The organism is Prevotella sp. Sow4_E9_plate (genome assembly GCF_052116205.1).
Lineage (GTDB): Bacteria > Bacteroidota > Bacteroidia > Bacteroidales > Bacteroidaceae > Prevotella.
Window position 1 is genome coordinate 1 of the sequence record NZ_JBQKLN010000017.1, and the last position, 20,521, is coordinate 20,521.

The window sequence follows — 20,521 nt, forward strand, 5'->3', positions numbered from 1 at the left end:
AAATTATGTAACTTTGCAGCCGAAAAGGCTTCCCTGCTGGGGGCATGCCCCCAGCAGGGAGTGGGAATGAAAGTTAAGAACAAGCCTTGACACAGTTTAAATTACACCCCCACTTTTGGCGGTCTTCAGAATCATTGAGCATTTCAATCATCTTCTGTTTCAGTTCTCGTACCGCCTTTTTCTGGTAATCTCGTAGTTCTATCATTTTCGTTACCTCCTTATTCTATTATGTCATTAGTAACATTATCTTCTTTCTCCTTTGGCACATAATCATAGTCATCGCTGAGAGCTTCTTTCACAACCTCCTCGTTTTGCATGGCGAGTGCCTCGTTTTGCTGAAACTCTTTCATCATAGCCTCACTATACTTTTGCTTTGGCAGAATATCCGTTCCACCTTCTAAAGCTTGCAAGAAAGCATCTGGCATGGCACACAGTTCTATAACAGGCATGACTTTATGGAATTCGTCCTCATAAGCGTATGCGCCATCACTATAAACATAAACCTTCAAAGGATTCTGCCTAGTCGCAACCTCAGCTATCATCGGAATGATAATACTGACTACACGCTCGTCGAGGACAACAAGCATCTGTCCAGCCTCATCCTTAAAATAGCGCAATACGTTCTTCTTAAATTTCTTGCCTCCAAATGTTTCTTGCTCTTGATAGATATTGTTCTTGATGCAGAGGAGGTCAACGAGAGAAGCCATCAATGCTCGACGACTCTTACTGCTGCTTTGGTCACGAGGCACAAACTCCGTTTTATAATAACGAAGATTATTGCGAGTCAAGCCAGGGACTTCTTCACCCTTCTGGTTCGTATAACCATTAATGACTCGTTTGTTTCGCTCGTAGGTTACTTTTTCGCAAATGTTATTCTCGTTGTTGGTCACTAAGATACATTTGCGATGACCGCCGTCTTCTGAGTTCAATTGCATTGTTGCGTGGAGAGTGGTGCCTGAGCCAGCGAAGAAGTCGAGGATAGTGGAGTCTTTTCCTTTTGTTATTGATATCAAATGTTTTAGCAACAACAATGGTTTTGGATATCCAAAAGGTTTATTGCCAAATATTTCTTTAATATCATCGTTTCCACTTTCCGTTCGACCATAAATTGCATCAATTAAAAGACTCTTGGGCGTAATACCTTCAGGTCTATAATATTTAGTATATACCTTTCCATTTTTAAAAACAAGTTCATTATATTGCTTTGCCACTTTTGCTTTACTCCATCGCCAACAAGATTGTTTTCCTTTAACTACACGAGGATAATATTTTGTCCCATCAGGACCTATTATCTCATATATTAAGGACTGACTAATTTGAATAGAAGCCTTATCTAATGTAACCAATCCGTATTCTCCTTTATCGTCTTTGTATGGATATAAAGCTTTATCCAATTGATAATTTCTATCGAGCCCTATTATTTTGCCATTTAACAAACGTTTTGCATAACACAACACATACTCGTGTTCCGTAACAACATTACTTGAATCGTTACCTCCTCCTTGCTTTTTTTTCCAAATAAATTGTGCTATATAATTATTTGCTCCAAATAACTTATCACATAAAAGTTTTAACTGAGCTTGTTCATTATCATCAATAGAAATGAATATTACTCCATTGTCTGCAAGTAAGTTTTTAGAAACAATTAACCTTCTACTCATAAACGACAACCATTTAGAATGGCGAAAGCTATCATCTTTATCTACAAAAGAGTCATTGTAGATAAAGTCTTTATTACCTGTGTTATAAGGAGGATCGATATAAATTACATCAATCTTCCCTGCATAAGCATAAGTAAGAGCAGCAAGAGCATTGAGGTTATCACCTTCTATCAACACATGATTAGGCGAACCTTCTGGCGCAGAATCCAAACGCTTGGTGGCATCCTCAACAAAAACAGGAAGTTTGTCTTGCATGTCGTCCCAAGCCGCTTCTGAGCTTTCTTCCCATACAAGTCCATAATGCTTCTTCTCATTGATAACCTCCAACAAATCATGCTTTAACTCCTTATCTATCTGAAGTTCTAATATCTGTTGGCGCAAAGCACCCAAATCAATTTTCTTCGCCATAACGGTGTACATTCCTCCCCTTTTCCGTGCTCCACCGACTCCCTAAGTAGAGAAGATTATTAGATATAGGATTGCTATTATAAAATGTAGGCGTAGGAATCTGATTACCTTTAGCCCCATCCTTGCCTGTAGCGGCCCTGGAAAAGCCTTTCATGTCAAAGATAAGAAGCAACAGAAGCCTACGCCAAACAGGTATATATATGATAGCACAGAGCGTACCCCCTCAGTCGAAGGGGCACACCTATGCCATGTGTATATACACAGTGGGTAGACGCCCACCGCAGTCTCATTCTGAACATGATTTGAAATTTTCCAGGTTTCTACAGGTCAGAAGAAACGTCAAGCAAACGTCTTCAATTTAAAATAGGCCAAGCCATGGACTTTTACTTAGCCGGCGACTCATCGCCAGCCATCCACGGCAAGACAACTGCAAAAGTACGAAAAAGAATTGGGATTTGCAAGAAAATCGGAAAGTTTCTTGCAAATCCCAAAGATATTTATCATTTTAAAATAATTTTCTCGTTCGAAGGATGGCGTAACGAGAAACAACTTGCGTTATCTTTGTTTGTAAAGCAGAAATCACATAAACTAATAATGTCCATTCCTATTACAACATCATAATCTTCACTCAACGTTAACATCGCTTCTACGTTTAACGCTGTTGTTCCTGTCGGTAAGCCTAAATGAACCAAAAACGTTTCACGTTTCTCTGTTGTTGTATTATCTGAGACCAAGCATACACCATAAGGCTTTAGTCCCAAATCATCAACTACCTTTTGAGATATAAGCGTATTAGTCGCCCCTGTATCCCACATGCAATTAGAAGAGCGAAATATCTTAGGCACAACAATACTCTCATTCATTTCTACAGCCTCACAGACTGCTATTGGCGTCAGAATGGCATCTACCAATCCCTTGCTTTCAAAATTATAAGCTGCCATTCAAAACCTCCAACAAATCGCCCTCATACATTTGTGGTCTAGTATGCTTCTTATCATCCATAAAACGAACCACACGTACATAGCCAGAGCGACAAACCTTCGACTTTTCCTTCTTGGAACAATCAAAAGCGTTCTTAAAATCTATAGTAATCTGCTCCATAATTATTTGGACTTTAAATTAAACATCTATTTAACAGTGCAAAATTACATATTTTCCTATAAATAAGACTATTAACACGCACCTTTAACAAAATATTAACATAACTGCAGTCCTTCCTCTTCTACATTATTATAAAATGGACTGCCCTTTTTGCTCTGCCAATCCTTCATCGAATACACTATCGGGTGAATCATCTGATTGATTTGCCATCCCAATTCCCAAAGAGGATAGGTGTAATTATCATGATCCTGCCCATCTATCTTATCCTTGTTCAAAAGCACAAGGATGTCCCAGTCGGAATCTGCTTTAGCATCCCTTCTAGCCCTTGACCCGAAAAGGATAACCTTGGCATCTTTCGGCATAATCGACTCCGCTTTCTTCTGAATCGACTTGAGTACCTCATCTTCAAGATGTTCCCTTGTTATTGTCGTCATAACACTATCATTTAATTACACCGCAAAAATACGAAAAAGAATTGAAACTAACAAATATTCTGAGAGATATTTGCATTTATTCTTTTCTCTTTACCCAAACCTTATGGCTGCCGCGGCCTAGTGAATCTATCGGCGAAGTCTTGTCATTTGTCAGTTCCTTCAGTTCCATAGAGGCGGAAGTACGGCTCAGGTTGTTGATGGAAGCATAATCGCCTAGGGTGAGGACTCCGTTCTTCTCTATCACCTCCAGGGCTCGGGCGATGCGCTCTTCCTTGGAATAGAGCTGCTTACGGATAACCTTTACACCACCCATATCACGCTCCAGGTCACGGTCGGTTTCACGCTTCACCTCCTTGATAAACTCAGGAGACGCCTTGAAGTTGATGTCTTTCACTCCCACCTTGCGGTACGTCATCTTATCATCTGGATTCAGAATTTCCCTAGGCTTCTCATCCTCGAAAGCGAGGGAGAGGGAGAAGGTGCCGAAACCTTCCAGATTCACGTTGTAACCCATGGAGAGCATATCTGTCAGCATATCAACCACATCGGTCAATACAGCCTCCGTGGTACTTTCCGAAATACCGCGATGGTAGTTCTGCATCATCTTGACGAACTCTTTTCGGGATAGTGTACGGTTGGTCACCATCTTAGGATAAACTCTGCGCTTTCCATCATAGCGCATATCCCCCATTTCCTGCAATTTGTACTTAGCCATATCAGTTTCCTTTCCTATTTTAGTTTATTAGTATTTCTTATTGCAACAGCCTTTACATCCTATAGTATTTATTGTTATACTTAAGAAGAAAAGACCACAAACCTAGGAAGAAAAGTATTTAATCCTAGGAGAAATCTCCGTTCATAGACATTGAACCGACATTCAAAGTCTATGAACCGCCGTTCAAAGACACTGAACGGACATTCAATGTTTATGAACGAAGATTTCTACCTTGCAAAGATACAACATTATCAGATATAAAACAAGACTTTTCCTGAATATCTTTACTTTTCCGGCCATAATTCTTCGTTTTTTGAGCTTATTTCTTTGCGTATCCCAAATAATTGTGTTAACTTTGTAGTCAGATTGCAAGCAAAAGGCTAAAGGATTGCAAGACTAAGACAGAACTTTCACATATGGGGAAGTTAAGGGAAGTTAGAGAAGTTAGAGGGAAGTTAAGGGACAAATGTCCTACGTTTTACGCCAAAAGACTATTGTCTCTTAACTTCCCGAACGACCGTAGGGAGTGATAACTTCTTTAACTTCAATTAATTCCCTCACTTGCGAAACTTGAATTAAGATTAGACATTCTTATGAGTATGAAGATATTAGCAACCAGCGACTGGCACCTGGGCAACCTGTTTCACGGCAACGACCGCCTGCCGGAACACAAGCATTTCCTGAAATGGCTCCTGGAGCAGATAGCTGGACAAAAACCCGATGCTCTCCTCATCGCAGGAGACATCTTCGATAACGGAAATCCATCGGCAGCGGCACAGACCGTTTATTACGAGTTTCTTGCCGATGCGACCCAACTGTGCCCTAACATGCAGGTCATCATTACCGCCGGCAACCACGATTCCGCCAGCCGACTGGAGGCTCCCCGTCCGCTGCTCACCCGATACCACGTGGAAATAAGAGGAAACGTAAGGAAAATCTGGCAGCAGGCAGAAAGCGGGGACGATGATAAAACCGGCGGACATTGGATCTATTCCTTCGATGACCTCATCATCCCCGTAACCAACGAGGAAGGAGAAGAAGTCATCATCCTCGCCGTACCTTTCCTAAGAAGCGATGTGGTGCAGAACGCCAGCTACTCGCAGGGAGTCAACGACTTTCTGAGAGAACTGACGGCTGAGGCTCGAAAGAAATATCCGGGCAGGAAGTGCATCATGATGGCACACATGTACGCCAAGGGTTCGGATATCGCCAAGAAGGATGCGAGCGAGAAAATCATCATCGGCGGACAGGAGGAAGTGGACCTGGAAGGATGGAACGACCATCCCGACTATATGACTTGCGGACACATCCACAAACGGCAACATATCTGGAACACCGACTGGGCAAGATATACGGGAAGTATCCTCCCGATGTCGTTTGCCGAGAAAGACTACACCCACGGCATCGACCTCATCACCATCGGATGTGACAAGGGAGAAAAGGAGGAAATGGAAGCGAAGGAAGAAGAAGAGGGAATGAAAAAGAAAGAAGAGGGAATGAAGGAAGAAGAAGAGAAAGAAAAGGAAAACTGCAAAGGCAAGAGCAAGGAATGGAAAGTAGATTTTCTGGAATACAAGCCTCAGCATTCCCTCCGCATCCTGCCCGAAGATGAGGAAGAGCTGACCTTCAAGAAATGGCAGAAGCTCATCAATTCTGAACTCTCGGAGAGAACAGACGGCGAACTGAGCGACCATTTCGACTACGTGATGCTGAAGGTGAAACAGGAGAAACTGACCAGCGATGACATCAAGGAACTGGAGAAACTCGTCAACGAAAAGGATGCCGTGCTCTGCAAAATCCAGCGCATCATCCCGCAACTGGACCTCTCCACCATCCAGGGTTCCCAGCACATCACCAGCATAGAAGACATCATCAACCGTCCTCCGCTCGACACGCTGAAGGAAGCCTTCGCCATCAGACACAACGCTCCGATGAACGAAAGACAGGAGAAAATGTTATCCGATTTATTAACGACATCATCATTATGAAATTCCTACAACTCGAAATACTCAACCTCGCTTCGCTTGACAAACAGGGAGGCGAGGTCATCAACTTTGAAGAAGGTGCCTTAGGCGAGAGTACCATCTTCAGCATCGTAGGTCCGACGGGAAGTGGCAAGTCTACCCTACTCGACGCTATCTGTCTGGCTCTCTACAACCGCGCCCCTCGCTACCCCAGGAAGAAAGGCGACAAGAACCAGAACATCGAGATTTTCGGAGCTGCCGATGCCAGCGAAAGTAACCGTCTGGCTCCTACCGACAGTAGAAACATCCTGACACGTGGCAAGAAGGAAGGCTACAGCAAACTCACCTTCCTTGCCAACAACGGCAGCATCTACCGCGCAGAATGGCACGTCAGATTCCAGAGAGTGCGCTACGAGAACGCCAAGACTGCGCTTTATAAAATCACGAGAAACGGCGAAGAGATAACAGAGGAAGCTGCCGACTGGAACGAGCTGCCGAATATCATCGGACTCGACTACGACCAGTTTCTCCGTACCGTACTCATCGCCCAAGGCTCGTTTGCCAACTTCCTGACGGCGAAGGAAAACGAGCGGTACGAACTCCTGGAAAAGCTCATCGGATGCGAGGAAACTTATACGAACATCGCTACTGAAATCAAGAAGGCGAAAGACCAGGCAACGGATGCCTACAACCAGATGGCTGCATCGGTGGAAGCCGTAAAACAGAACCTGCTGAACGATGAAGAACTCGCCCAACTGAAGGAGGAAATCGACCGCCTGGAAAAGGCTGAGAAGGAACTCGACAGCCAGTTGCAAGCCATCTCGAAAGACCTGCAATGGTTTGAGGAAAACGATAAGCAAACCAAACAAATCGCTATCTGCCAGACTGATATGGAGCAAGCAGCAGATGCCATTAAAGCAATGCAAGCCCAGATTCTCCGTCTGCAGTTGCACGATGAAGTACAGCCAGCTGTCAACCAGCTGCAGGAAGTAGAACGACAGACGCAAAGCATCCACGAACAGGAAGAAAACATCCTGAAAGCGGAAGGAAACATCAAAAGCCAAGAGTCTGCCATCAGCGAAAGCGAGAAAACTCTCGCCAGTCTGAAGGAAGCAGTCGGCAAGGCACAGGAACAGCTGGAAAAGGCGCTGCCGGTCATCGCTGAAGCAAAGACGCTGAAAACCAAAATGGAAGCGGCAATGCCGAATCTGAAAGAAAAGAAAGAGGCATTGGAGTTGGCGCAGAAAGAGAACCTAACTGCCCAGAAAGACTTGGAGGAAAACGCCCGAAACATCAAAAAATGGGAAGCTGAAACGGAGAAAGCGAACCTTGCCCTCAAAACGACAAAGGAAGAGATTGCCAAGCAGAAACAGGTTCTGCACGAAGCGACGCAAGCCGCAGAACAGGCTTGGGAGACGGAAAGAAATAAGACTGCCGGACAGAACATAGAGGAACTGCAGAACAGCAAGACTGTAGCTGACAGGAAACTGCAGGATGTCCAGCAAGCCATCAAGGTTGTGGCTCATCTCGATACTGCCACAACAGAAAAGCAGAAGAATGAGGAGCGGATTCAGCTCTTGGGCAAGAGAAATGCGGAGATAGATGAAGCCCTGAGCAAGTTGACCATCGAGGCTCTGACCCAAGAGACCCTGACGCTGAGAAATGCCTATACCCTCATGGTGAGCGAGAAATGGGAGATTCATCGTGCCAACCTGACCGAAGGCAAACCTTGTCCGCTCTGCGGCAGCACGACCCATCCTTATCATACCGACAACAGACAGTTTGAGGAAGCCACCACGGAACTCTCGCAACTTCTGAAAGTCAAGGAAAATCTGCTGAAACTGCAGCAGAAAGAGGAGAAGGATCTTTCCGGCGAGAGAAAACAGAACGACGGCGAAGTACAGACGCTCCAGAAACAACAGGAAAAGCTCTCGGGAGAAATCGCCAGCTACGAAGAGGAATGGAAGGCACTCATCGCCCAGTATCCAAAGATTCCAAAGGCAGAGGCAGAACTGAAATCGCTCTTGCCTATCTATGAAAACAAGGCGAAAGATGCGAGCAGCAAACTGAGCCTGTTTAACAAGATTCAGAAAGAGATAGAACGGCTGACCCAACTCAAGGATAAGGCTGTGAAGGATGAAGCTGCGTATGAAAGCAAGGCTTCTACTATACAGAACAAAGTCCAGGAAAATACTTCAACCTGCGCAACAAAACTGGCTGAGCAAAAAGCACTTACCACCAACCTCATCTCACAGCAGAAGAGTAAGGAGGAGGCTTACGGGAAAGCCCTTCAGACATGGAATAGTGCCAAGAAGGAAATGGAGGAATGGCTGGAGAAATATAAGCAGATTCTGAATGGAGAAGAACCTGATGCGGCAGAACAAAGACTGACAGCAGCAAAGGATGAGGCTACGAAAGCAGCAGATACTCAGAACGAGAATATCAACAAACTGAAAGCTGAACTCGCCAACAGTAAAGGTTCGCATCAAACCATGCTGTCTCAGAACAAGACGATGAAAGAGAATCTGCTGGCGAAGGAAAAGAAACTCGACCTTTGGATTGAGGAATATAACAAACAGCTTGAAGAAAAGAGCAACGAAGGAAAAGACTCAGAAGAGACTGATTCTAAAGAAAAAGGCATCGAGGAAAGAGGCATCAGACCACGCTTCATCGACAGAAATACCATCGGAGAGATGCTTCACTCTGCCGAAGATTGGAATGCTATCCGTCGGGAAAAGGACGAAAAGGAGAAAGCAGTGGCTTCAACTACCGCTCTTTACCAGAGCGCAGAAAAGGCGCATCAGCAGCATTTGGAACATCAGCCTGCCCAAAGCCGTGATGCTCTCCTAGCCATTCAGCAGGAGTATCAGGAGAGAAGCCAGCGCAACGAACTGATTGCTGCCAACGCCAGGATGCAGAACCATCAGGAAGCCGTGAAGCAGTTGGGCGACAAGGCTGAGGCTCTGAATCTCGTAACACAGGAAAAGGATGACTGGACAGCCATCACGGATGCCATCGGAGCAGACGGCAAGACGCTGCGCAAGATAGCCCAATGCTATACGCTCAGTTTCCTGATAGCGCACGCCAACCAGGAAATCAGAAAGTTCAACAGCCGTTACGAACTGCAGCAGGTAAAGCATTCGCTGGGCATCAGAGTCATCGACCACGACCGTGCCGACGATATCCGAGACACCACCTCCCTATCAGGTGGCGAAACCTTCATCGTGAGTCTCGGTCTAGCCTTGGGACTGTCTGCATTATCCTCCCGCAACATCTCCTTCGAGAACCTGTTCATCGACGAAGGCTTCGGAACTCTCGACCCTGATACCCTAGCCACCGTCATCGACTCCCTCGCCATGCTGCAAAGTTCGCAAGGCAAGAAGGTGGGCGTCATCAGTCATACCGACACGATGAGCGAGCGCATCACCACCCAGATAAGGATTATCAAGAATGGCAACTCCGGCAGCAGCCATATCGAGATCTATCCATAATTACACCTTATTATATATAGGACACACATCCTTATCCATCATACATACCATACGTTTGGCAGCCTTATACCAAATGTATGGTATGTTCTTTACTCCCTGTATGGTGGTATTGCCCAAGTGGGGAAATCGCAGTACCTTTGCACCCAGAAAAGCGAACAGGGCATCACAATCGATGTGGCTTACCGCTATTTCGCCACACCGAAACGCAAGTTTATCGCTGCTCGGCATACCACATATCCTGGTGGCTATCAACAAGATGGACCTTGTTGATTTCAGTAAAGATGTATACGACAAGATTGTTGCCGACTACAAGAAGATGTAGGAGGCATTGGATATCAAGAACGTGGTGTTTATCCCAATCAGCGCCAAGGATGGCGACAACGTGGTGAACAAGAGCGATAAGACTCCTTGGTATGATGTGATTCGTCCTATCAGCAGCCAGTTCCCAGACTACCGAGGTTATGCGGGCAGAGTGAGCGGCGGCATCATCCGTCCGGGCGATAAGATAAGAGTATTGCCATCGGGCACGGAGAGCACCGTGAAGAGCATCGACTTCGTAGAGGAACACCTGGAGGAGGCTTATGCCCCTATGAGCATTACCCTGACGCTGAACGATGATATCAACATTTCACGTGGCGACACCCTCGTGAAGGCAGACGAGAAGCAGCCTGGCATCGAACAGGATATCACGCTGGATGTATGCTGGTTCAATGAGCGCCCAGCTGCCGTAAGAAACAAATACGTAATCCGTCAGGCAACCTTCGAGACCCAGGGCTTGATTCGCAGCATCAACTATCGCCGCAACATCAACACCTTGGAGAAGGAAGAGGATGTATCGGAATTGAAGATGAACGATATTGCCGAAATCACTATCCACACCGCCAACCCATTGGTATTCGATAAATATACGGAGAATAAGGTAACAGGCAGTCTCATCTTCATTGACCCGGATACGAACGAGACCGTGGGAGCGGGACTTATTAAGTGAAGAATAAGGGCGGATTGCAAATCCGCAAAACAAAGAGGTTAAGACGTTTTTTAACGACGGATTGCAAATCCGTCGGAACGCCTAACGGATTTCGGTATTTGAGATGAAAAGAAAAATCCGTGTAATCCGTGCCAGAAGAAATATATGATGAACAAGAACGACATTCATAACCTGATTAAGGTGAACCCGCTCAGCAACTGGAGCGAAGAGGATGTGGAGCAATATGTAAAGAAGCACCATGTGCCTTATAACAAGCTGCAGGACAAGGGATATCCGAGCATCGGTTTTGAGCGCCCCCGCAGGAGGATGTTCAGAACAGAGCCTACGCTGCAGCCGTGGTACTCACCATCATCGTATTGGTGTTGAGTTTCGGCGGCAGATACATGATGGCTCATTTCTCTAAAAACAAGGTATAAACAGAAATCTAAACAAGGCTCTTCTGGAGTTGGTTTAAGGCTTAGATAAACGTTACGTAAGACTTAAACCAACTCCAAAAGAGACTTAAAACAACTCCAAAAGAGACTTAAAACAACTCCAAAAGAGACTTAAAGCAAATATGCGTTCCTACGGATTCATCTATCCACAGGAACGCATATTCATTTCTCATCATAGGAGATAACCAATCATTATACGATACTATATCATCCATACGATATTTAAACCTTGTTTCCCTCTTTTGGGAAAACCACGGTAGGCTTGAAGGTCTTAGCCTCCTCAAAGTCCATCAGGGCATAAGCGATGATGATGACGGTATCGCCCACCTGCACCTTGCGGGCTGCAGCACCGTTCAGGCAGATACAACCGCTGCCACGCTCACCCTTGATAATATAGGTCTCCAAGCGCTCACCATTGTTGTTGTCTACAATCTGAACCTTCTCGCCTGCTATCAGATTAGCAGCGTCCATCAAGTCCTCATCGATGGTGATGCTGCCCATATAATTCAGGTTAGCCTCAGTTACGGTCACACAATGGAGCTTACTCTTCAATACTTCTATCTGCATTGTTCTGTTATTACTTGATCTGTTACGGATTAAACTTAATAAAGAAATCTATCGAGGAATTATCCCTTATACTTGATATGGTCGATGAGACGGATAGGAGTCTTACCGCAATAAACGGTGATGCAACCTACCACATAGGCGCTATCCTCCCATGAAGCGACATCCTGCAGACTGTCGCCATCCACAATCTGGAAATACTCTACCTCCAGACCCTCTACAGCATTGATGTCGGCAACCACCTTATCGTGAGTTTCCTGTACGGTATGAGACTTGGCATACTCCACACTCTCCTTCAGGGCCTTATAGATGTTTGGCGCAATGGCACGCTCATCAGGAGCCAGCAAAGTATTGCGGCTGCTCTTAGCCAAACCATCCTCATCACGGATGATAGGACACTCCACAATCTTCACATCGCTGTTGATATACTTCACTAGCTGCTTGATGACAGCAATCTGCTGCCAATCCTTCTCACCGAAATAAGCACGGGTAGGACGAACGATATAGAACAGGCGGCTTACCACCTGGCAAACACCATTGAAATGGCCTGGACGCTTGGCACCCTCCATCACGGTAGAAACCGGAGGAAACTCGAAGTGGCGGGTATCAGGTGTGGGATACATCTCCTCTACAGAAGGAGCAAAAACGTAGTCAGCACCACAAGCCTCGATGAGCTTGCAGTCGGCATCAAGAGTGCGAGGATAACGTTCCAGATCACCCTTGTCATTAAACTGAGTAGGATTCAGGAAAACAGACACCACAGTAACACCGTTTTCCTTTACACTGCGCTTCACCAAAGAGGCATGACCCTCATGAAGAGCGCCCATAGTTGGCACGAGGCCTATTTCCTTTCCCTCCTTGCGACGATCGAAGAGTTCGTTCTGGAGGTCAACAATCTTATTGAATACTTTCATCTTCTTAATTCTGTTTCGGGGTGCAAAATAACAACTTTTTTCTGAAATAAGAAAGAAAAAACCTAAAAAAAAGCGAATAATCGTCGAAAAACCCCTTTTTAAAAGAAAAAATGCCAATATTTGGATTTTTTTTTGTACCTTTGCACGTAATTCGTAAGAATAAAATTTAAGTTTTATGGCAAAGAAAGTACTATTTATCAATCAGGAGGTCGACCCATACGTAGCCGAGACTCACATGTCAATCATGGGACGCGAACTACCTCAGAAGATGCAGGAAGCAGGTTTTGAGATTCGCACATTTATGCCTAAATGGGGCACAATCAACGAGCGTCGCGGACAATTGCATGAGGTGATCCGCCTGTCTGGTATGAACCTTATCATTGATGATTCTGATCACCCTCTGATCATCAAGGTAGCATCTATACCAACAACACGTCAGCAAATCTATTTCATAGATAACGACGACTACTTCAACCGTCGACAAATGAGTACCGACGAGAAGGGCGTGGAATACACAGACAATGGTGAGCGTGCCATCTTCTTCGCACGTGGCGTACTGGAAACAGTCAAGAAGCTGCGCTGGCAGCCAGATGTCATCGTTTGCCAAGGATGGGTAAGCGCAGTGGTTCCTTTCTATATCAAGACTGCATATGCTGAAGAACCTTCATTTGCTGATTCAAAGGTGATTTGTGCTATCTACCCTAGCGAACTGAAGGGCTCATTAGGTCACAACTTCAAGCAGTGCGTGGAGTACCGCGAAGCTACACCAGACAAGCTCACAGAATATGGTGACAACTTCAACTTCGTTGAACTCGCCAAAATGGCCATCGACTACAGCGACGGCGTGGTAGAAGCAGCAGAAGGCGTCAATGCAGAGCTCATCAAGTATGCAGAAGACAAGAACAAGCCTTTACTCCGTTTTCCTGGCGATGACTTTGCTGAACCATATGCCAAGCTCATCAACGAGGTATGCCCAGACGAGGAATAAAGTTTAGGTATTAGTATACAATTTATCAAGGATAATGAAAATTCTTAGATTATTTACGGTTATGATGATAGCAGCGATAACTTTCGCTGCATGTGATGACACCACCGAGAACATCGGTGGTAGCATCACTAACAATGTAGACAACATCAACATCTCTAACGCTGTTTTCGATGTTGCTACCAATTCTCTAGTTGCAGGTCCGGTGCTCAACAGAAGCAACTCCGGCTTGATAGGAAAAGTAAAGGACCCGGAGACGGGTACATACGTTTCGGGCGATTACATGAGCCAGTTTGGCGTACTTCCTAATTTCGACATCGACACCCTGCAGTATATCCAGAATGCCAACGGTGGCAGAATAGAAGCAGACTCCTGCTACCTGCTCGTCTCTTACAAGAGCACATACGGCGATACCCTCGCCCCTATGAAGGTGACAGCTTACGAGATGACCAAGGCGATGCCGGAGAGTTCCAACTATCTCTCAGACTTTGATGCCTTTGCCGATGGATATGTCAACAAAGACAATTTCCAGACTAGTGCCACCTATCGGCTCAGCGATTATGTAACTTACTTCAAGATTTATCTCAATAAGCCATATACCAAGGACGGCAAGACCTACAAGAACTACGGTTCTTACATCATGCAGACCTATTATGAGCATCCTGAGTATTTCGAGACCAGCTACCGCTTCATTCACAACGTATGCCCAGGCTTCTACATCAAGAGCGTGGGCGGTGTAGGCAACGTGGCTAACATCTGGAACACCGAGCTTCAGTTCTATTGGACCCGCAGTAAGCAGATCAAGGCTTCTGATGGCGTTACAGACAGTACAGCCGTAGGTCATGGCTATCATCGTTTCGATGGAACCGAGGAGGTATTGCAGCTGAACAAGATTACCAATGATGCCAGCAAGCTGGCTCAGTTGGCTGCTGAGGAGTCGTGCACTTACATCAAATCACCTGCAGGAATCTTCACCGAAGTCACCCTGCCTGTAGAGGAAATCATGAAGGGACATGAGAAAGATACGCTCAACACAGCTACCATCTCGTTCCCACGACTCAACAATACTGATAACAACAACAAATATCAGTTTGATGTGCCTTCTACCATCCTGATGGTACAGAAAGATAGTCTGAACAGTTTCTTCGAGAAGAACAAGATTACAGACAACCGTACCTCGTATACAGCCAGCTACAGCAAGACCGGTTCTACCGTGAACAATGCCTTTACATTCAACAACATCAGTAACCTCATCTCTGTGATGTACAAGAACAAGGCTGAGGGCGAAAAGAAGAATGCCAACTGGGCGAAAGAGCATCCTAACTGGAACAAGGTGGTACTGGTACCGGTAACGGTAACAACCAGCACACTGAACAACGCTACTGTAATCACCAAGATCAATCATGATATGGCACTTACTTCTACCCGCCTCCAGAAGGGCACGAAGCAGAACAGCCCTATCAAGATCAAGGTAATCTATAGTAAGTTTAAGGAAGAATAATCAGACGACATGGCAGATAATTTTCTTGAGCGACATCGCGAGGACTACGAGAAGCGAAAGGCAGCATGGCTCAGAAGGAAGAAGCACCTTCCCAAGATAAAGCAGCCAGCCCTTCAGCGACCTGACGATGAAGCACTGTAAAATACAAAATCACATTCAACAATAAAATGAAATCCCGATAGGCGATTACGACTATGGCTCGCAACTGCTTATTGGGATTTTTTGTTGTTCTTATCTTCCATCCCAGATGTCATTCTTTCCCTATTCATGATATCAGTTTTTTCTATATATAATAAGGTGTACGTACACAATTATACGACATTAACCTTTACGAAAAGTTAAAAAAGTGACTTTTTTCTACTTTTTCTTTATTTTTTCTTTCTTTTTGTTGGTTATTCCAAGAAAAAACTATATCTTTGCAAACAGAAATAGGAAAAATAGATTTAAACACAATAAAAGATAAAAAGATTATGAAAGCATCTGAAGTAATCGCGAATCTCCAAAGAAGATTCCCAAATGAGCCTGAGTACATTCAGGCAGTTAGTCAGGTTCTCGGTACTATCGAGGAAGAGTACAACAAGCACCCTGAGTTTGAGAAGGCAAACCTCATCGAGCGCCTTTGCATTCCAGATCGCGTGATTGAGTTCCGCGTATCATGGGTAGACGACAAGGGCAACGTTCAGACTAACATGGGTTACCGCATACAGCACAACAACGTGATCGGCCCTTACAAGGGAGGTCTTCGCTTCCACAAGTCTGTAAACTTGGGTATCCTGAAGTTCCTTGCTTTCGAGCAGACTTTCAAGAACTCTCTTACTACTCTCCCAATGGGTGGTGCAAAGGGTGGTTCCGACTTCTCTCCACGTGGCAAGAGCAACAACGAGGTGATGCGTTTCTGCCAGGCTTTCATGACTGAGCTTTACCGTCACATGGGTCCAGACGAGGACGTTCCTGCAGGAGACATCGGTGTTGGTGGCCGTGAGGTTGGTTATCTCTTCGGTATGTACAAGAAGTTGACTCACCAGTTCCAGGGTGTCTTGACCGGTAAGGGTCAGGAGTTCGGTGGTTCTCTCATCCGTCCTGAGGCTACAGGTTACGGTAACGTTTACTTCCTCTGCAACATGCTCGCTACAAAGAACATCGACATCAAGGGCAAGACAGTCTTGGTTTCAGGTTCTGGTAACGTAGCTCAGTACACCATGGAGAAGTTGCTCCAGTTGGGTGCTAAGCCTGTTACATGTTCTGACTCTGACGGTTACATCTACGATCCAGACGGTATCGACCGCGAGAAGCTCGACTACATCATGGAGCTCAAGAACGTAGAGCGTGGACGTATCAAGGAATATGCTGAGAAATACGGCGTTAAGTATGTAGAGGGTGCTAAGCCTTGGTTTGAGAAGGCAGACATCGCTCTCCCATCAGCTACTCAGAACGAAATCAACGAGGAGGCTGCTAAGGCATTGGTTGCCAACGGCGTTATCGCTGTAAGCGAGGGTGCTAACATGCCAACTACTCCAGAGGCTATCAAGGTATTCCAGGATGCTAAGATTCTCTACTCTCCAGGTAAGGCTGCCAACGCTGGTGGTGTTGCAGTATCAGGTCTTGAGATGAGCCAGAACTCTGAGCGCTTGAAGTGGTCTCGTGAGGAGGTTGATGCCAAGCTCCACGATATCATGAACGATATCCACGCTAACTGCGTGAAGTATGGTACAGAGCCTGATGGTTACATCAACTATGTAAAGGGTGCTAACGTAGCAGGCTTCCTGAAGGTGGCTAAGGCTATGATGGCTCAGGGTATCGTATAAAATAGAATACATAAGAGAGATTAAGGTCAAATCATCAACATAAAACAGTTGGTCAATAAATAACTAGATAGAAAAAAAGGATAGTAAGTTGCAAGACTTACTATCTTACGATAAAAGCTCCATCTGCAATGTGCAGATGGAGCTTTTATTATTTAGCAATAGAAGTTTCCTATTATACCGGAGTATCCTCTGGATTATCCTTGAAGAGCTCATCGATGGCAGGGATTTCATCCTCATCAAACCATCTGGAAAGCTTTTCCTGTGCTTTCTTCTTGGCATCCTCTGACACATCGCCCCAAACCTTATGGAGCACATAGAGCAATACAGCCAGATCATCGCCCAAACCAGCGATAGGAATGGCATCAGGAATCACGTCCAACGGACTAATCAGATAACCCAAGGCTGCAATAATAATTGCCTTATCCTTAAAAGCCACCTTATCGCTCTCCAATGTATAATACAGAATGAGTGCGGCATATACCATCTTGGCACCCGCACGCTTAGCGATATGCGAAATCTTCTCGACAAATGCACTCTGAGTGAACTTGTCCTTGTAATCCATAAAATCTGGTAATGTCATATTAATTTATAATTATTAATTAACAATTTATAGTTTTTACAAGGCTATGCTCTCGGCTCGTAGAAGAGTACAGCCTTGATGTAAGTTTCCATCTTTGCATCCTTGTGCTTGTTGACACGGAAAAGGATGATCATCTGGAGAAGCGACTTGGCAAAGCAAGCCAGCAGCAAGCCGATGATGATGGCAATGACGGTGGTAAGCGCCTTGCCATTCTCATAGATAGGCGACTTATCAGGGAAACATGACAATATCAATACAGGAATCACGGTGATGAAACCACCCACAGTGAGCTGGGTACGCTTGGAGCCACCCATATCCAATATCGCCTGCTTATCAAAAAGGTAATCGTCAAGATCCATGCGGGTGATGCCGTAATTCTCCAACTTAGGGAAATCAGGCTCATCGCCATACTTGTCAATCTTTCCAGTCACCTTGTGTTCAAAATCATCTAATATCTGCTTCTCCGGTTCTTTGAGTTCCATAATCTTGTTTGTGTTTTAAATTGTTTGAAATACAACATCATGCTTGTTATTATATAATAAGGTATTACACCTTCAGATATAAACAGGTAATGATGCAAAAGAACTAAAATAAAGAAAGCAGTGCCCCTATAAGCCGAGTTCTGTACCTGCAATAAATGGTAAGAGAACAAAGAAATGCAGGCGCTTGTCATTTATCTAGTCCCAGAGTCACCCCTGGGCTCAAGCACTCTACCCTCCACAGCAGTTCCCGAAGGAACAATCGGACGAGCCGCCCTCAATCTGCGGTATACATGAGCTTACAGCTCCCAGATGGTACAGCCTGACGATTACCCGCCAGCTGGTGGTCTCTTACACCACCTTCTCACCCTTACCCGACACTAAACCACGATGAAGCAAGCTTCACCGCTACGGAATAAGTTTCGGGCGGTTATTTTCTTCTACCGACACCTACTGTCACCAATAGCTTCTAGTTTCGGAAGTGGGATGCCCTATGCTGCCCGGACTTTCCTCTCGCACGCCAATAACGGAATGCCAGCGACAAGCCGGAGCACTGCTTTCGATATGCAAAGGTAAGAAAAAAAAAGAAGAAAGGAAAATTTATCTCCATTTTTTTTATCTCTTTTGCCTTTTTTGCCTCTCTTTTCGAACAAAGAGAACGGAAGGAAGGGGAAAGAAGCTCAAATAAACAGAGATTTCTGCGGGTTTTAATTTGCAAATATTAAAGTATTTCTATTTTTTAGTTTCGTATGCAGAAGTAAGAAAAGCTACAGAAGTACTGAATATTTGTAAAAATAGGGCATTCCTTGTTTAACAGCCGTTAAAGTGTTAATTTTAAATGTTAAAACCGAATAAAAAACGAAGCAGAAATGAACGTATATCAGAAAATGACTCTATATTTGCAACCGAAAAGCAACAGCTATTGCCACAGAAACAGATTGGCACACTTTTAGCTACTGCTTAAAACAAAGAATAGAAAATAAAAAAAAAATAAGAGACATGAAAAAAGTAACAAATTACGTAATCGCTGCATTGTGCGTAGGTTCACTCGCATTCTCTGCAGGTTCATTCATGAAGGTTAACGCGGCAACATCAGCTACTGCAACAACTTCTGGTCAGCCAGTTGACTTGACATTCGCAGCAGAAAAGGCTCTGCCTGCCGTGGTACATATCAAATACGTACAGAACTCTAAGGTAAAGACCGTAGAAGTTGAAAGCGATCCGTTCGGAGGATTCTTCGACCCATTCGGCTTCTTCGGAAATCCAGGTCAGGGAGGCACACGCAAGCAGCAGGTTCAGACCCCTAAGCGCGAAGCTACCGGTTCGGGTGTCATCATCAGTACTGACGGCTATATCGTGACCAACAACCACGTTGTAGAAGGTGCTGACGAATTGACAGTAACATTGAACGACAACCGTGAGTTCTCTGCCCGCATCATCGGAACCGACAAGACTACCGACCTTGCCCTGATCAAGATTGAAGGCAAGAACCTCCCTACTCTTCCTATCGCCAACAGCGATAACGTAAAGGTTGGTGAGTGGGTTATAGCAGTGGGCAATCCATTCGGCCTCAACAATACTGTAACAGCAGGTATCATCTCTGCCAAGGCACGTACACTCGGTGCCAACGGCGTGGAGAGCTTCATCCAGACCGATGCTGCCATCAACGCAGGTAACTCAGGTGGTGCTTTGGTTAACACTAAGGGCGAACTGGTAGGTATCAATGCCATGCTCTATTCCCAGACCGGTTCATACGCAGGTTACGGTTTTGCCATCCCAACCTCTATCATGAACAAGGTGGTTGATGATATCAAGAAGTATGGCAGCGTACAGCGCGTCATGCTGAGCATCCAGGGCAGCGATGTCCTCAATTACATCAATGCACAGAAGGAGAATGGCAAGGAAGTGGATCTCGGAACCAACGAGGGTGTATATATTGCCAAGGTAGACGAGGACGGCAACGGTGCATCTGCCGACTTGAAGGAAGGCGATGTCATCACCAAGGTAGACGGCAAGAAGGTAACCAAGATGGCTGAGCTGCAGGAGGCTCTCAACGGCAAGCGTCCTGGCGACAAGATGAGCATCACCTACCTGCGCAACAAGAAGACCATCACCAAGACCATTACCTTGAAGAATGCCCAGGGCAATACTTCAGTCATCAAGAGCGCAGACCTCGATGTTCTCGGTGGAACCTTCCGTCCTGTCACACAGAGCATGAAGGATCAGCTCAACATCAAGTATGGCGTAGAGATAATGAAGGTGAGCAACGGTGCTCTGAAGGATGCCGGCATTTCACGCGGATTCATCATCCAGCGCATCAACGACAGCAATATCAGTTCACTCGACGACCTGCAGAAGGCAGTGAAGAGTGCTTCAACCAGCAAGGATCCTGTGCTCTATATCCAGGGCATCTGGCCAACAGGCAAGAAGGCATACTTTGCAGTTCCATTGCAGAAAGACTAAATATTGCAAACAGCTTTTAGGAGAAGAGAAAAGA

General features: G+C 45.3%; 20 protein-coding genes and 1 other RNA gene. 10 read left to right on the top strand and 11 right to left on the bottom strand.

The features are described from left to right. Nucleotides 1-73 precede the first annotated feature (73 nt). From ACTQ53_RS08415 to ACTQ53_RS08440, 6 genes are all read right to left on the bottom strand, one after another. On the bottom strand, nt 74-205 hold the full coding sequence (locus ACTQ53_RS08415) for a hypothetical protein (RefSeq protein ID WP_441932717.1): 132 nt from the start codon (nt 203-205) through the stop codon (nt 74-76). A 13-nt stretch (nt 206-218) separates the two neighbouring features. After that, nucleotides 219-2,069, bottom strand: coding sequence for a site-specific DNA-methyltransferase (locus ACTQ53_RS08420; protein WP_441932718.1), 1,851 nt, complete (start codon nt 2,067-2,069; stop codon nt 219-221). Between the two features lie 500 nt (nt 2,070-2,569). Beyond that, nucleotides 2,570-3,010 carry a retroviral-like aspartic protease family protein gene (locus ACTQ53_RS08425; RefSeq protein WP_153137694.1) on the bottom strand — a complete coding sequence of 147 codons (441 nt, stop codon included), beginning with the start codon at nt 3,008-3,010 and terminating at the stop codon, nt 2,570-2,572. Next, on the bottom strand, nt 2,997-3,170 hold the full coding sequence (locus ACTQ53_RS08430; protein ID WP_153088385.1) for a hypothetical protein: 174 nt from the start codon (nt 3,168-3,170) through the stop codon (nt 2,997-2,999). The genes ACTQ53_RS08425 and ACTQ53_RS08430 overlap by 14 nt, the downstream gene beginning before the upstream one ends. 95 nt (nt 3,171-3,265) lie before the next feature. Further along, nucleotides 3,266-3,604 (bottom strand): nucleotidyltransferase domain-containing protein, encoded by a 339-nt coding sequence (locus ACTQ53_RS08435; protein WP_441932719.1) that lies wholly within the window; start codon nt 3,602-3,604, stop codon nt 3,266-3,268. A gap of 76 nt (nt 3,605-3,680) precedes the next feature. Then, nucleotides 3,681-4,319, bottom strand: coding sequence for an HU family DNA-binding protein (locus ACTQ53_RS08440; RefSeq protein WP_441932720.1), 639 nt, complete (start codon nt 4,317-4,319; stop codon nt 3,681-3,683). 599 nt (nt 4,320-4,918) lie between these two features. Between ACTQ53_RS08440 and ACTQ53_RS08445 the strand changes: the two genes are divergently transcribed. The 5 genes from ACTQ53_RS08445 (at nt 4,919) to ACTQ53_RS08465 (ending at nt 11,128) form a co-directional block, all read left to right on the top strand. Continuing rightward, entirely contained in the window at nt 4,919-6,307 is a 1,389-nt protein-coding gene (locus tag ACTQ53_RS08445) for an exonuclease SbcCD subunit D (protein WP_441932721.1), read from the top strand. Next, a complete protein-coding gene (locus ACTQ53_RS08450; protein ID WP_441932722.1) occupies nt 6,304-9,774 on the top strand; it encodes an AAA family ATPase in 3,471 nt (1,156 codons plus the stop codon). The genes ACTQ53_RS08445 and ACTQ53_RS08450 overlap by 4 nt, the downstream gene beginning before the upstream one ends. A 55-nt stretch (nt 9,775-9,829) precedes the next feature. Beyond that, entirely contained in the window at nt 9,830-10,096 is a 267-nt protein-coding gene (locus tag ACTQ53_RS08455; RefSeq protein ID WP_441932723.1) for a hypothetical protein, read from the top strand. 6 nt (nt 10,097-10,102) lie between these two features. After that, nucleotides 10,103-10,762, top strand: a complete 660-nt coding sequence (locus tag ACTQ53_RS08460; protein WP_441932724.1) for an elongation factor 1-alpha C-terminal domain-related protein — start codon at nt 10,103-10,105, stop codon at nt 10,760-10,762. A gap of 144 nt (nt 10,763-10,906) precedes the next feature. Next, nucleotides 10,907-11,128, top strand: a complete 222-nt coding sequence (locus tag ACTQ53_RS08465; protein WP_441932725.1) for a phosphoadenosine phosphosulfate reductase domain-containing protein — start codon at nt 10,907-10,909, stop codon at nt 11,126-11,128. 290 nt (nt 11,129-11,418) lie between these two features. On the opposite strand, the gene panD is transcribed toward ACTQ53_RS08465, so the two are convergent. Continuing rightward, a complete protein-coding gene (gene panD / locus ACTQ53_RS08470) occupies nt 11,419-11,763 on the bottom strand; it encodes an aspartate 1-decarboxylase (protein ID WP_117692769.1) in 345 nt (114 codons plus the stop codon). A 59-nt stretch (nt 11,764-11,822) separates the two neighbouring features. Continuing rightward, nucleotides 11,823-12,674 (bottom strand): pantoate--beta-alanine ligase, encoded by an 852-nt coding sequence (panC, locus tag ACTQ53_RS08475; RefSeq protein WP_217760165.1) that lies wholly within the window; start codon nt 12,672-12,674, stop codon nt 11,823-11,825. A gap of 175 nt (nt 12,675-12,849) precedes the next feature. Here panC and ACTQ53_RS08480 point away from each other — a divergent pair, with 175 nt between their 5' ends. The 4 genes from ACTQ53_RS08480 (at nt 12,850) to ACTQ53_RS08495 (ending at nt 16,965) form a co-directional block, all read left to right on the top strand. Continuing rightward, the gene (locus ACTQ53_RS08480) at nt 12,850-13,662 is read left to right on the top strand and encodes a glycogen/starch synthase (RefSeq protein WP_295348403.1); all 813 of its coding nucleotides are present in this window, start codon (nt 12,850-12,852) and stop codon (nt 13,660-13,662) included. Between the two features lie 61 nt (nt 13,663-13,723). Then, nucleotides 13,724-15,160, top strand: coding sequence for a DUF4270 domain-containing protein (locus tag ACTQ53_RS08485; protein ID WP_441932726.1), 1,437 nt, complete (start codon nt 13,724-13,726; stop codon nt 15,158-15,160). A 9-nt stretch (nt 15,161-15,169) separates the two neighbouring features. Next, entirely contained in the window at nt 15,170-15,301 is a 132-nt protein-coding gene (locus ACTQ53_RS08490) for a dehydrogenase (protein ID WP_153121841.1), read from the top strand. A gap of 329 nt (nt 15,302-15,630) precedes the next feature. Then, complete coding sequence (locus tag ACTQ53_RS08495; RefSeq protein ID WP_294970885.1) at nt 15,631-16,965, top strand: NADP-specific glutamate dehydrogenase; 1,335 nt, start codon at nt 15,631-15,633, stop codon at nt 16,963-16,965. A 172-nt stretch (nt 16,966-17,137) separates the two neighbouring features. Here ACTQ53_RS08495 and ACTQ53_RS08500 read toward each other — a convergent pair whose 3' ends face one another. From ACTQ53_RS08500 to rnpB, 3 genes are all read right to left on the bottom strand, one after another. After that, a complete protein-coding gene (locus ACTQ53_RS08500; protein ID WP_294970883.1) occupies nt 17,138-17,545 on the bottom strand; it encodes a YkvA family protein in 408 nt (135 codons plus the stop codon). A gap of 44 nt (nt 17,546-17,589) precedes the next feature. Beyond that, a complete protein-coding gene (locus tag ACTQ53_RS08505; protein WP_441932727.1) occupies nt 17,590-18,027 on the bottom strand; it encodes a hypothetical protein in 438 nt (145 codons plus the stop codon). Nucleotides 18,028-18,140: 113 nt separating this feature from the next. After that, an RNA gene (rnpB, locus tag ACTQ53_RS08510) (RNase P RNA component class A) lies at nt 18,141-18,581 on the bottom strand. A gap of 442 nt (nt 18,582-19,023) precedes the next feature. Between rnpB and ACTQ53_RS08515 the strand changes: the two genes are divergently transcribed. Then, nucleotides 19,024-20,487, top strand: a complete 1,464-nt coding sequence (locus ACTQ53_RS08515; protein WP_441932728.1) for a trypsin-like peptidase domain-containing protein — start codon at nt 19,024-19,026, stop codon at nt 20,485-20,487. Nucleotides 20,488-20,521: the final 34 nt, after the last annotated feature.

Bases quoted from the DNA above. Each gene is read 5' to 3' on its own strand.
- ACTQ53_RS08430 (WP_153088385.1), bottom strand. From the start codon at position 3,170: ATGGAGCAGATTACTATAGATTTTAAGAACGCTTTTGATTGTTCCAAG.
- ACTQ53_RS08450 (WP_441932722.1), top strand. From the start codon at position 6,304: ATGAAATTCCTACAACTCGAAATACTCAACCTCGCTTCGCTTGACAAA.
- ACTQ53_RS08425 (WP_153137694.1), bottom strand. From the start codon at position 3,010: ATGGCAGCTTATAATTTTGAAAGCAAGGGATTGGTAGATGCCATTCTG.
- ACTQ53_RS08445 (WP_441932721.1), top strand. From the start codon at position 4,919: ATGAAGATATTAGCAACCAGCGACTGGCACCTGGGCAACCTGTTTCAC.
- ACTQ53_RS08495 (WP_294970885.1), top strand. From the start codon at position 15,631: ATGAAAGCATCTGAAGTAATCGCGAATCTCCAAAGAAGATTCCCAAAT.
- ACTQ53_RS08500 (WP_294970883.1), bottom strand. From the start codon at position 17,545: ATGACATTACCAGATTTTATGGATTACAAGGACAAGTTCACTCAGAGT.
- ACTQ53_RS08465 (WP_441932725.1), top strand. From the start codon at position 10,907: ATGATGAACAAGAACGACATTCATAACCTGATTAAGGTGAACCCGCTC.
- ACTQ53_RS08420 (WP_441932718.1), bottom strand. From the start codon at position 2,069: ATGGCGAAGAAAATTGATTTGGGTGCTTTGCGCCAACAGATATTAGAA.
- ACTQ53_RS08480 (WP_295348403.1), top strand. From the start codon at position 12,850: ATGGCAAAGAAAGTACTATTTATCAATCAGGAGGTCGACCCATACGTA.
- ACTQ53_RS08490 (WP_153121841.1), top strand. From the start codon at position 15,170: ATGGCAGATAATTTTCTTGAGCGACATCGCGAGGACTACGAGAAGCGA.
- panD (WP_117692769.1), bottom strand. From the start codon at position 11,763: ATGCAGATAGAAGTATTGAAGAGTAAGCTCCATTGTGTGACCGTAACT.
- ACTQ53_RS08485 (WP_441932726.1), top strand. From the start codon at position 13,724: ATGATGATAGCAGCGATAACTTTCGCTGCATGTGATGACACCACCGAG.
- ACTQ53_RS08515 (WP_441932728.1), top strand. From the start codon at position 19,024: ATGAAAAAAGTAACAAATTACGTAATCGCTGCATTGTGCGTAGGTTCA.
- ACTQ53_RS08415 (WP_441932717.1), bottom strand. From the start codon at position 205: ATGATAGAACTACGAGATTACCAGAAAAAGGCGGTACGAGAACTGAAA.
- panC (WP_217760165.1), bottom strand. From the start codon at position 12,674: ATGAAAGTATTCAATAAGATTGTTGACCTCCAGAACGAACTCTTCGAT.
- ACTQ53_RS08435 (WP_441932719.1), bottom strand. From the start codon at position 3,604: ATGACGACAATAACAAGGGAACATCTTGAAGATGAGGTACTCAAGTCG.
- ACTQ53_RS08440 (WP_441932720.1), bottom strand. From the start codon at position 4,319: ATGGCTAAGTACAAATTGCAGGAAATGGGGGATATGCGCTATGATGGA.
- ACTQ53_RS08505 (WP_441932727.1), bottom strand. From the start codon at position 18,027: ATGGAACTCAAAGAACCGGAGAAGCAGATATTAGATGATTTTGAACAC.